Source organism: Pseudomonas sp. FW305-20 (genome assembly GCF_058788075.1).
Window position 1 is genome coordinate 26,862 of the sequence record NZ_JBYTAJ010000045.1, and the last position, 11,469, is coordinate 38,330.

Annotated in this window: 11 protein-coding genes and 1 pseudogene; 7 read left to right on the forward strand and 5 right to left on the reverse strand. The window is 59.6% G+C overall.

Going from position 1 to position 11,469, the window contains the following annotated elements:
• The first annotated feature begins 134 nt into the window (after nt 1–134).
• The 5 genes from AC3WP4_RS26220 to AC3WP4_RS26240 all read left to right on the forward strand — a co-directional run bounded on the left by AC3WP4_RS26220 (nt 135) and on the right by AC3WP4_RS26240 (nt 4,070).
• Complete coding sequence (locus tag AC3WP4_RS26220) at nt 135–794, forward strand: FadR/GntR family transcriptional regulator (RefSeq protein WP_102616472.1); 660 nt, start codon at nt 135–137, stop codon at nt 792–794.
• The gene (locus AC3WP4_RS26225; protein ID WP_102616471.1) at nt 784–2,100 is read left to right on the forward strand and encodes a CynX/NimT family MFS transporter; all 1,317 of its coding nucleotides are present in this window, start codon (nt 784–786) and stop codon (nt 2,098–2,100) included. Before AC3WP4_RS26220 ends, AC3WP4_RS26225 begins: the two co-directional genes overlap by 11 nt.
• A 115-nt stretch (nt 2,101–2,215) precedes the next feature.
• Nucleotides 2,216–2,686, forward strand: coding sequence for a nuclear transport factor 2 family protein (locus tag AC3WP4_RS26230; protein ID WP_102616470.1), 471 nt, complete (start codon nt 2,216–2,218; stop codon nt 2,684–2,686).
• Between the two features lie 39 nt (nt 2,687–2,725).
• Nucleotides 2,726–3,046, forward strand: a complete 321-nt coding sequence (locus tag AC3WP4_RS26235) for a GIY-YIG nuclease family protein (RefSeq protein ID WP_074879979.1) — start codon at nt 2,726–2,728, stop codon at nt 3,044–3,046.
• An 88-nt stretch (nt 3,047–3,134) separates the two neighbouring features.
• Nucleotides 3,135–4,070 carry a glutathione S-transferase family protein gene (locus AC3WP4_RS26240; protein ID WP_102616469.1) on the forward strand — a complete coding sequence of 312 codons (936 nt, stop codon included), beginning with the start codon at nt 3,135–3,137 and terminating at the stop codon, nt 4,068–4,070.
• A gap of 149 nt (nt 4,071–4,219) precedes the next feature.
• On the opposite strand, the gene AC3WP4_RS26245 is transcribed toward AC3WP4_RS26240, so the two are convergent.
• Nucleotides 4,220–4,570 (reverse strand): glutaredoxin family protein, encoded by a 351-nt coding sequence (locus tag AC3WP4_RS26245; protein WP_102616468.1) that lies wholly within the window; start codon nt 4,568–4,570, stop codon nt 4,220–4,222.
• Nucleotides 4,570–5,574, reverse strand: a complete 1,005-nt coding sequence (gene yejK, locus AC3WP4_RS26250) for a nucleoid-associated protein YejK (protein WP_102616467.1) — start codon at nt 5,572–5,574, stop codon at nt 4,570–4,572. Before yejK ends, AC3WP4_RS26245 begins: the two co-directional genes overlap by 1 nt.
• A 395-nt stretch (nt 5,575–5,969) precedes the next feature.
• On the opposite strand from yejK, the gene AC3WP4_RS26255 reads away from it, so the two are divergent.
• Nucleotides 5,970–6,251: an HU family DNA-binding protein gene (locus tag AC3WP4_RS26255; RefSeq protein ID WP_007905514.1), complete on the forward strand. Its 282-nt coding sequence runs from the start codon at nt 5,970–5,972 to the stop codon at nt 6,249–6,251.
• Between the two features lie 208 nt (nt 6,252–6,459).
• Here the strand turns inward: AC3WP4_RS26255 and rlmF are convergent, their stop codons facing one another.
• Nucleotides 6,460–7,482 carry a 23S rRNA (adenine(1618)-N(6))-methyltransferase RlmF gene (rlmF, locus tag AC3WP4_RS26260; protein WP_074879971.1) on the reverse strand — a complete coding sequence of 341 codons (1,023 nt, stop codon included), beginning with the start codon at nt 7,480–7,482 and terminating at the stop codon, nt 6,460–6,462.
• A gap of 220 nt (nt 7,483–7,702) precedes the next feature.
• Here rlmF and AC3WP4_RS26265 point away from each other — a divergent pair, with 220 nt between their 5' ends.
• On the forward strand, nt 7,703–8,110 hold the full coding sequence (locus AC3WP4_RS26265) for a hypothetical protein (protein ID WP_146011580.1): 408 nt from the start codon (nt 7,703–7,705) through the stop codon (nt 8,108–8,110).
• 56 nt (nt 8,111–8,166) lie between these two features.
• On the opposite strand, the gene AC3WP4_RS26270 is transcribed toward AC3WP4_RS26265, so the two are convergent.
• Both AC3WP4_RS26270 and AC3WP4_RS26275 read right to left on the reverse strand, forming a co-directional pair.
• The gene (locus AC3WP4_RS26270) at nt 8,167–11,013 is read right to left on the reverse strand and encodes a valine--tRNA ligase (protein WP_074879966.1); all 2,847 of its coding nucleotides are present in this window, start codon (nt 11,011–11,013) and stop codon (nt 8,167–8,169) included.
• A gap of 256 nt (nt 11,014–11,269) precedes the next feature.
• Nucleotides 11,270–11,469: pseudogene (locus AC3WP4_RS26275) on the reverse strand (DNA polymerase III subunit chi); the annotation flags it as partial.

The following is an 11,469-nucleotide window of genomic DNA, read 5'->3' on the forward strand; positions in this document are numbered from 1 at the left end:
TTAAAGGGTAATTTTGACTAATCGAAAATCCCGCTCCATTACCCTCTCCCTGACCGTAGGCGGTTGCCGTCCTACGCGTAGCTGACTAACATGTCAGGAAATTCATCCTATGATTGGATGAAAGGGCGAATCCTATGTCAGAAATTTCTCCATTAATTAAGCGATCCCTGGTCGATCAGGCTCTGGATCAGTTACGTCTGCGCATCACCGAAGGCGTGTGGAGGGTCGGCCAGCGATTACCCACAGAACCCGAGCTGTCCGCCGAGCTGGGGATCAGCCGCAACACCGTGCGGGAAGCCATGCGCGTACTGGCGTTTTCCGGATTGATCGAAATCCGTCAGGGCGACGGCAGCTATCTGCGGGCAGTGGTCGATCCGCTCGACACCATGAAGGCGTTGTCCCGTTGCTCCCACGAGCAAGCCCGGGAGACTCGGCACATTCTGGAAGTCGAGGCCATCGGCCTGGCCGCGTTGCGTCGTACCGACGAAGATCTGGTGGCATTGCGCGAGGCGTTGGGCGTCAGTGGCAGCCATTACCACGGCGATCTCGACACGTATATCGCTTGCGATCTGGTGTTCCACCGCCGCTTGGTTGACGCCGCACACAACCCGACCCTCAGCGAGCTGTATCGCTATTTTTCCAGTGTCATCGGCGCGCAATTGCGCGAAACCCTGAACATTTCCCCCCGACGCCAAGAAGTGTTCGACCTCCATATCGAACTGCTTGATGCCGTCGAGCAACGCGACCCGGAACGGGCCAAAGCCCTGTCGAGGCAGTTGATCAATGAACCTTGAAACCGAGAACCCCATGTCCAGCCAGCAGGTCAACCAAAGCAGCCTCCCCCAAGCCAAGCGGACGGCGGAGCTTGAAGCGCTGCTGATCGACGCCGAGGCGGATGATGAACAGGTCCAGCAAAACCCCCCGATCCTGCGGCGGCCGTGGCTGCTGTTGCTGGGCCTGATTCTGGTGGCGCTGAACCTGCGTCCGGCGCTGTCGAGCATGGCGCCGATGCTCAGCGAGGTGTCGAAGACCCTTGGTTTGTCGGCCGCCCACGCCGGATTGCTGACGACGTTGCCGGTGTTGTGCCTCGGCTTGTTTGCACCGCTGGCGCCCGTGCTGGCTCGACGTTTCGGCGCTGAGCGAGTGGTGCTGGGCATTCTCTTGATGCTGGCCGGCGGGATCATCCTGCGCAGTTCTTTCGGCGAGATCGGCCTGTTTGCCGGCAGCGTGCTGGCCGGCGCGAGCATCGGCGTGATCGGCGTATTGCTGCCCGGCATCGTTAAACGCGACTTCGCGAAACACGCGGGCACCATGACCGGCGTCTACACCATGGCCTTGTGCCTGGGGGCGGCGATGGCCGCGGGCGCGACCGTGCCGTTGAGCGAGCATTTCGACAAGAGTTGGGCCTTGGGCCTCGGCTTCTGGGTGGTTCCGGCATTGGTCGCGGCGATTTTCTGGTTGCCACAAGTCGGGCAGAAACACGGCGCGCACAACGTCGCGTATCGGGTTCGCGGTCTGTTGCGTGATCCTCTGGCCTGGCAAGTGACGTTCTACATGGGCCTGCAATCCTCTTTGGCCTACATCGTGTTCGGCTGGTTGCCGTCGATCCTGATCGGCCGCGGCCTGACGCCGACCCAGGCGGGTCTGGTGCTGTCAGGTTCGGTCATCGTTCAGTTGGCGAGTTCACTGGCGGCGCCATGGCTGGCGACGCGTGGCAAGGACCAGCGTTTGGCGATCATCATCGTCATGCTGCTGACCCTTGGCGGCTTGTTCGGTTGTCTTTACGCACCGATCGAAGGCTTGTGGGGCTGGGCGATCCTGCTGGGTCTGGGGCAGGGCGGTGCGTTCAGTCTGGCGTTGACCCTGATCGTGCTGCGTTCGCGGGACTCCCATGTCGCGGCGAACCTGTCGAGCATGGCCCAGGGCTTCGGCTACACCCTGGCGTCCATGGGCCCGTTCGCGGTCGGCATCGTGCATGACTGGACCGGCGGCTGGAGTGCTGTGGGATGGATCTTCGGCGTCATCGGCCTCGGCGCGATCATCGCCGGCCTCGGTGCCGGGCGTTCGTTGTACGTTCAGGTTCAAAGCGAGAAAGTCTGACGTTCTGCGCACTGTCGGTATTCGGCCCGCGAATGCCGATAGTGTTCCGCGCATTTGTTGACTATCGTTGCAGGCTATCTTTCGAAGCTACTTTGCAATTCCAGAGAGCCTGTCCATGAGTGATACCCACAACGCCTTGATCGCCCGGTTCTACCAAGCCTTCCAGCGGCTGGATGCCGAGGCCATGAGCGCCTGTTACACCGACGACGTGGTGTTCAGTGATCCGGCGTTCGGCGAACTTCGCGGCCGAGATGCAGGCGACATGTGGCGGATGCTCACCACTCGGGCCAAGGACTTTTCCCTGACGTTCGATCACGTACGCAGCGATGAGCGCACGGGCGGCGCCCATTGGGTGGCAACGTACCTGTTCAGCCAGACCGGCAACACCGTGGTCAATGACATTCAGGCACGCTTCGTTTTTCGCGACGGCAAGATTTGCGAACATCACGACAGCTTCGATCTGTGGGCCTGGTCCCGACAGGCGCTGGGTTTCAAAGGGCTATTGTTGGGCTGGACGCCAGTGGTGAGAAACGCCGTGCGCGCTCAAGCCTTGAAGGGGCTGAAGGCATTCCAGGCCAGTCGCTGATAAGATCGCGGCTTGTTTCCTACAAGCCTTGATCGTCACGTGGACACCGCCAGCGAATCTTCCGTCAATGCCGCCGAACCCTCACTGCCTGTCAGCAAACCCTGGTTCGTCTACCTCGTTCGCGCGGCCAATGGTTCGCTCTACTGCGGGATCAGCGACGATCCCGTGCGCCGCTTCGCCACTCACCAGAGTGGCAAGGGCGCGCGCTTCTTCCTGTCTAGCCCGGCCGTCGCACTGGTCTACACCGAAGCCTGCCGCGACAAAAGCGAAGCGCTGCGTCAGGAGCGACTGATCAAAAAGCTCAAGAAAAGCGCCAAGGAATGTTTGGTCGCGAGTGCTGCTGCGGGCTTATCAATCTGACTGATAAGCGCCCATCAGGCGGATGGGTAGGCCGCGTGCGGATTGCGCGCTAAGCTGCGGTTTCCTTATCCGAGCGACGGAACCGAGCATGTCCGAGTTGATTCTGCATCATTACCCGACGTCCCCTTTCGCCGAAAAGGCTCGCTTGTTGCTGGGCTTCAAGGGACTGTCCTGGCGTTCGGTGAACATCTCGCCAGTGATGCCGAAACCCGATCTGACGGCGCTGACCGGCGGCTACCGCAAGACGCCGGTGTTGCAGATTGGCGCTGATGTTTATTGCGACACGGCGCTAATGGCACGTTGTCTGGAGCAGGAAAAAGCCTTGCCGGCGTTCTTTCCGGAAGGTCAGGAAATGATCACCGCGACCTTCGCCGCGTGGGCCGATTCGGTGGTGTTCCAGCATGCGGTCAGCCTGGTGTTCCAGCCGGCGTCGGTGGCGGTGCGCTTCGGTAAATTGTCACCTGAAGCGATCAAGGCCTTCCTGGCCGATCGCGCATGCCTGTTCAGCGGTGGCAGCGCCACACGGTTGTCGGCTGAACAGGCCCGGCATCAGTGGCCGACCATCATGGCGCGTCTGGAGCAACAGCTTCAGCGCGAACAGGGCGACTTCCTGTTCGGCGAGCCGTCGATTGCCGACTTCGCCCTGGCCCATCCGTTGTGGTTCCTTAAGGCCACGCCCGTCACGTCACCGTTGGTCGATGCTTATCCAGCGGTTTCGGCATGGCTGGGGCGCGTGTTGGGCTTCGGTCATGGCGCGTTCAGCGAGATGACTTCCGAGGAGGCGCTTGAAGTCGCGCGCAACACCACGCCGGCTGCATTGCCGGATGAGCAGTTCGATGAGCCGAACGGGTTCGAAGTAGGCCAGCAAGTGGTGATCGCTGCGACCGATTACGGCGTTGATCCGGTGGCGGGAGAGTTGCTGTTTGCGGGTAGCGAAGAATTGATTCTGCGTCGCGAAGACGAGCGGGCGGGTGTGGTGCATGTGCACTTTCCGCGGTTCGGGTTTCGTATCGAAGCGCAATAACCTGGCATCACGATGATTGTGCTGGCTCTAACCTGTGGCGAGGGAGCTTGCTCCCGCTGGACTGCGTAGCAGGCCTAACTGTTTTGTGAGCGCTGCGCACTCAAGCGGGAGCAAGCTCCCTCGCCACAGAGATTGAGTGAGCCAATAGGTTACTTCAGGGCGGCGAGAATGGCGTCCGGGTCATACCCGCGAAGCAACGTCCCGTTCACCGCGATGATCGGAATTCCGCCGCCACCCAGCGCTTCGTAGGCTTTGCGCGCCTCGGCATCCTTTTCGATATCGAACTCCTTGTAGGGGATTCCCTTCTGATCGAGAAAGTGCCGGGTCAGTTTGCAGTAACCGCACCATTCGGTGGCATAGAGCACGACGTTGGCCTTGGCCTGAGTCTGCTCGGACACCCCTTGCGCCGGATGCAACACCCGCTCGATCTTGCCCCAGTTCTGGTAGACCACGACCACCAGCAGGATCAGCAGGAATTTCTTCAGTACGCTGCCGAGCATCAGTTACGTCGCTTGAGCTGATCGGTGAGCTGGGTCGGCAGACCTTTGATGATCAGCGTGCCGGCTTCTTCGTCGTATTCGATCTTCGAGCCCAGCAGGTGCGCTTCGAAACTGATGGACAGGCCTTCGGCGCGACCGGTGAAGCGGCGGAACTGGTTGAGGGTACGTTTATCGGCCGGGATCTCCGGCGACAAACCGTAGTCCTTGTTGCGGATGTGATCGTAAAAGGCTTTCGGGCGCTCTTCGTCGATCAGCTCCGAGAGTTCTTCCAGGCCCATGGGTTCGCCCAGTTTTGCCTGACTGCTGGCGTAATCCACCAGGGTCTTGGTCTTCTCGCGGGCGGATTCTTCTGGCAGGTCTTCGCTTTCGACGAAGTCACTGAAAGCCTTGAGCAGGGTGCGGGTTTCGCCGGGACCGTCGACGCCTTCCTGACAGCCAATGAAGTCGCGGAAATACTCCGACACCTTTTTGCCGTTCTTGCCTTTGATGAACGAAATGTACTGCTTGGACTGCTTGTTGTTCTGCCACTCGGAGACGTTGATCCGCGCCGCCAGGTGCAGTTGGCCCAGGTCCAGGTGCCGGGACGGGGTCACGTCCAGCTGATCGGTCACTGCAACGCCTTCACTGTGGTGTAGCAGGGCGATCGCCAGGTAGTCGGTCATGCCTTGCTGATAATGCGCAAACAGCACGTGGCCGCCCACTGAGAGGTTCGATTCCTCCATCAGCTTTTGCAGATGTTCCACCGCCACCCGGCTGAACGCTGTGAAATCCTTGCCGCCATCGAGGTATTCCTTCAGCCAGCCGCTGAACGGATGCGCCCCGGACTCGGCGTGGAAGAAACCCCAGGCCTTGCCTTGTTTGGCGTTGTAGCTCTCGTTGAGGTCGGCAAGCATGTACTCGATGGCGCTCGACTCGGTCAGTTCGGAATCGCGAGCGTGGAGAACTGCGGGCGTGCCGTCGGGTTTTTTGTCGATCAGGTGGACGATGCAATGGCGGATCGGCATGGGCTTCTCGGCTGATGGAAGAGAGGAGGGCGTGCTCCCCCAAAAAGTGCCAAGTGTACCGCAACCACTGGTTTTGGCGCGGCACGAAGGGCAATTCGCAGGTGTCCGATGGCCCTTATGCAGTTTTTTGCCGATTTAGAGCAATAAAGCTGACCAAATGGGTAGCTAGAGGCGGATATTTCCCCGTCTCTGTGCTAGTTTTGCCCGGTCTTACGCGAAGTCACTGCGTTAAGCGTGCATTCAGCATTTGTCAGGTCGAACCAAACCCTGATTTCGGTATCTATAACCCCGACTCGTCGCGGTTGTGGCCGAGGGTGCCAGATCCAGAAGATCGGGCTCGATGGCTGACACTGCACTCTGCAATCCATATGAATTTGATAGGGAAGGAACACTACATGGCTCTTACTAAAGACCAACTGATCGCCGACATCGCTGAAGCTATCGACGCGCCAAAAACCACCGCGCGTAACGCTCTGGACCAACTGGGCCAAATCGTTGCCGATCAGCTGGAAAACGGCGGCGAAATCACTCTGCCAGGTATCGGCAAACTGAAAGTGACTGAGCGTCCTGCCCGTACCGGCCGTAACCCTTCGACTGGCGCTGCCATCGAAATCGCTGCCAAGAAAGTTATCAAGCTGGTTGTGGCCAAAGGCCTGACCGACGCTGTTAACAAGTAAGACGCAGTAAAAAAAAGCCGTGCACCGGAGTGATCCGGGCACGGCTTTTTTGTGTCTGCGATTTGGCGATTGCCCCGCGAACACCGCTAAACCCATGTGGGAGTGAGCCTGCTCGCGATGGCGGTGCATCAGTCGACATCATCGTTAACTGACACGCAGCCATCGCGAGCAGGCTCATTCCCACAGTTGATCTGCGTTGGTCAGTGACTCAGCTCTTGCGAGCCCAGCGTTCACGCCACACTTGCTGCTCGGATTTGGTCTGGAAGGTCCAGGCGACGAAGCGGCTTTGCTTCTGGCCCTGAGACATTTCCACGACCTGGCTTTCCAGTACACCGGCCTTTTTCAGGGCCGTCTGGATCGCCGGCAGGTTGGAGGCTTTCGAGACCAAGGTGCTGAACCACAGCACTTTGTGTTGGAAATGCGCGCTCTCGGCGATCAACTGCGTCACAAACCGTGCTTCGCCACCTTCACACCACAATTCCGCCGATTGACCGCCAAAGTTCAGCACCGGCAGTTTGCGTTTTGGATCGGCACGGCCCAGGGCGCGCCATTTACGCTCGCTGCCCTTGGTCGCTTCGTCCATCGATGCGTGGAACGGCGGGTTGCACATGGTCAGGTCAAAACGTTCGCCGGGTTCAAGCAGGCCCAGCAGAATGTGCTTGGGGTTGCTTTGCTGACGCAACTGGATGGCCTTGTTCAGCCCGTTGGACTGGACGATGGCTTTGGCGGCGGCCACGGCTGTCGGGTCGATTTCCGAGCCGAGGAAGTGCCAGCGATAGTCGCTGTAGCCGATCAACGGATAGACGCAGTTGGCGCCCATGCCGATATCGAGCACCTTGACCGGCGCGCCGCGCGGGATCTCACCGTCGTTGACGCTGGCCAACAGGTCGGCCAGGAAGTGCACGTAATCGGCACGGCCCGGAACCGGCGGGCAGAGATAGTCGGCCGGGATGTCCCAGTGGGCGACACCGTAGAACGACTTGAGCAACGCCCGGTTGAACACCCGCACTGCGTCCGGGCTGGCAAAGTCGATGCTTTCCTTGCCGTACGGGTTGATGATCACGAACTTCGCCAGTTCCGGCGTGGTTTTGATCAGCGCCGGGAAGTCGTAACGACCCTGATGGCGATTGCGCGGATGCAGGCTGGCCTTTTCACGCGGTTCCACGGTTTTGGCCGGGGTGGCGGAATCAGGCTTTTTGCGCGCAGGGCGGGGTGTGCGGGGGGCGTTCATGGGTGTGGTCGATTCGGGTATGGCTGAAAGTGGCGGGTATTGTCCCACATCTAAACTGCGCCCGGCCAAAGTAGTGCGGTTGGTGCACCAGGGAGCACTTTTTATGCCGAAAAGATCTTGAGGAACTGTTATTTATGACAGTGGGCGAGAGATATTTTTTTCGATTTACTCAATGGTGAGCGCTGCCTAAAGCAGGCCACTTATTTCGGGAGTGATCGTAATGGATGATTTGTTTGCCGCAACATTTCCAAGCACCAATAATTTCGGATTTATTAACTGCTCAAGCAAGCCCAGCCCCGTGCAAGGGATTATTGCTAAGGTTCCGTCGATAAAGGGTGTTGAGCCAGGCGATGTGCTGACGTTGTTTTCCCAGGGATACACCAGTTTCGATGATAAAACCCCTATTCCAGGAACAGCGACTCAATTTGAGCGAGTGATAGGCCCTGCGGATGTGGGGCAGCCTGTTGATTTCATCATCGGGCCGTACGCCACCGCGATCAAACCTATTCGTTCGGGGTCGTTGGGTGTTTGTTATTCGGTAACGCGTGGGGGGAATACTGTTAGTTCGCCGAAGTCATGGGTGAAAATCAGTGTCGAGTTACCCGGTGGTGGCACTTGCCCTGAGTAAAAAGGCACAAAAAAGGGAGGCCGTTTCGGGCCTCCCTTTTTCATTGCGATTTGCCGTTACAAACTGGCAATCCGCGCATGCTGCTCGGCCAACTTGCCCAAAGCCTGTTCAGCTTCAGCCAGTTTGGCGCGTTCCTTCTCGATGACTTCGGCCGGGGCCTTGTCGACGAAACCGGCGTTGGACAGCTTGCCGCCCACGCGCTGAACTTCGCCCTGCAATCGCAGGATTTCCTTGTCCAGTCGTGCCAGTTCGGCGTCTTTGTCGATCAGGCCGGCCATCGGCACCAGCACTTCCATCTCGCCGACCAGTGCGGTGGCGGACAGCGGTGCTTCTTCGCCAGCTGCCAACACGGTGATCGATTCGAGGCGAGCCAGCTTCTTCAGCAGGGCTTCGTTCTCGGTGAGGCGACGCTGATCTTCGGCGCTGACGTTTTTCAGGAACAGGTTCAACGGCTTGCCTGGACCGATGTTCATTTCGCCGCGGATGTTGCGCGTGCCGAGCATCAGTTCCTTGAGCCATTCGATGTCGTTTTCGGCGCCCTGATCGATGCGTGCTTCATTGGCCACAGGCCACGGTTGCAGCATGATCGTCTTGCCTTCGATACCGGCCAGCGGCGCGATGCGCTGCCAGATTTCTTCGGTGATGAACGGCATGAACGGGTGCGCCAGACGCAGCGCGACTTCCAGCACTCGAACCAGTGTGCGGCGGGTGCCACGCTGGCGTTCGACCGGTGCGTTTTCGTCCCACAGCACAGGCTTGGAGAGTTCCAGGTACCAGTCGCAATACTGGTTCCAGATGAACTCGTACAAGGCTTGTGCAGCCAGGTCGAAGCGGAACTGATCGAGTTGGCGGGTCACTTCGGCTTCGGTGCGTTGCAGCTGCGAAATGATCCAGCGATCCGCCAGCGACAGCTCATAAGCTTCGCCGTTCTGCCCGCAGTCTTCGCCCTTGTCCAGCACGTAGCGCGCGGCGTTCCAGATCTTGTTGCAGAAGTTGCGATAGCCCTCGACGCGGCCCATGTCGAACTTGATGTCGCGACCGGTCGATGCCAGCGAACAGAACGTGAAGCGCAGGGCGTCGGTGCCATAGCTGGCGATGCCGTCGGCGAACTCGTCGCGGGTCTGCTTCTCGATCTTCTTCGCCAGTTTTGGCTGCATCATGCCGGAGGTGCGTTTCTGCACCAGGTCTTCGAGCTCGATGCCGTCGATGATGTCCAGCGGGTCCAGGACGTTGCCCTTGGACTTGGACATTTTCTGTCCCTGGCCATCACGCACCAGACCGTGCACATAAACGGTCTTGAACGGAACCTGCGGCGTGCCGTCTTCGTTTTTCACCAAGTGCATGGTGAGCATGATCATCCGGGCAACCCAGAAGAAAATGATGTCAAAACCGGTGACCAGCACGTCGGTGGAGTGGAATTTCTTCAGGAATTCGGTTTGCTCAGGCCAGCCGAGCGTGGAGAACGTCCACAGGCCCGAACTGAACCAGGTGTCGAGTACGTCGTTGTCCTGTTGCAGTGCAACGTCCGGGCCGAGGTTGTGCTTGGCACGCACTTCGGCTTCGTCGCGACCGACATAGACCTTGCCCGACTCGTCGTACCAGGCCGGAATTCGGTGGCCCCACCACAGCTGACGGCTGATGCACCAGTCCTGGATGTCGCGCATCCACGAGAAGTACATGTTTTCGTATTGTTTCGGCACGAACTGAATGCGGCCGTCTTCAACCGCAGCGATGGCCGGCTCGGCCAATGGCTTGGTGGAGACGTACCACTGGTCGGTCAGCCACGGCTCGATGATGGTGCCGGAGCGGTCGCCTTTCGGTACTTTCAACGCGTGATCGTTGACACTGACCAAGAGGCCGGCGGCATCAAACGCTGCAACGATCTGCTTGCGCGCTTCGAAGCGATCCAGGCCGGCGTATTCGGCCGGGATCTTGCCGTCGATACTTTCGTTCAGGGTGCCGTCGAGGTTGAACACCTGACAGGCCGGCAATACAGCGGCGTTCTTGTCGAAGATGTTCAGCAGCGGCAGGTTGTGGCGCTTGCCGACTTCGTAGTCGTTGAAATCGTGCGCCGGGGTGATTTTCACGCAGCCGGTGCCGAACTCAGGGTCGCAGTAATCGTCGGCGATGATCGGGATGCGGCGGCCGACCAGCGGCAGCTCGACAAACTTGCCGATCAAGGCTTTGTAGCGTTCGTCGTTCGGGTTAACCGCGACGGCGGCGTCGCCGAGCATGGTTTCCGGGCGAGTGGTCGCGACGATCAGGTAATCGTTGCCTTCAGCGGTCTTCACGCCGTCGGCGAGCGGGTATTTCAGGTTCCACAGGAAACCTTTCTCGTCGTGGTTTTCCACTTCGAGGTCGGAAATCGCCGTGTGCAACTTGGTGTCCCAGTTGACCAGGCGCTTGCCGCGGTAGATCAGACCGTCTTCGTGCAGGCGCACAAAGGCTTCTTTCACGGCTTCCGAGAGGCCGTCGTCCATGGTGAAGCGCTCGCGGCCCCAGTCCACGGACGAGCCGAGACGGCGGATCTGACGGCTGATGTTGCCGCCGGACTGATCCTTCCACTCCCAGACTTTCTCGAGGAATTTCTCACGGCCCAGATCATGACGACTCTGGCCCTGGGCTTCGAGTTGGCGCTCCACCAGCATTTGCGTGGCGATACCGGCATGGTCGGTACCCGGCTGCCACAGGGTGTTACGACCCTGCATGCGGCGGAAACGGATCAGGGCGTCCATGATCGCGTTGTTGAAGCCGTGACCCATGTGCAGGCTGCCGGTGACGTTCGGCGGCGGGATCATGATGGTGTAGGACTCGCCCGCGCCTTGCGGGGCGAAGTAATTCTCTGACTCCCAGGTGTTGTACCAGGAAGTTTCAATGGCGTGCGGCTGGTAGGTCTTATCCATGCGCGGCGGGACCCTATTGGCATTTATTCAGGAAAAGCCGGCAAGTATAGCGGGGCATGGGGCGGAGGGCGAGCCGGGGTAGACCGGGCGCAGATCAAACTGTGGAATGAACCTGTGGCGAGGGAGCTTGCTCCCGCTGGGGCGCGAAGCGGCCCCGACATCAGCAAGTTAGGTATGCCAGGTACACGGCTTTGCGGCTGCTGCGCAACCGAGCGGGAGCAAGCTCCCTCGCCACAGAAACCCGCCGGGCTTGGGGTTATTCGTATTGGCTCAACAACCGTTCCATCCGCGCGCTGAGGCGGCGTTTGATTTCGGTTTCGATGTGCGGGGCGAAGTCGTCGATCACGTCTTGCATGATCAATTGCGCGGCGGCGCGCAGTTCGTCTTCCAGGTGCAGCAGCTCGTCGGCGCTCTTGCTGGCGGCGGGTGCCGGTTGGGCGGCAGGGGCTGCTGGGG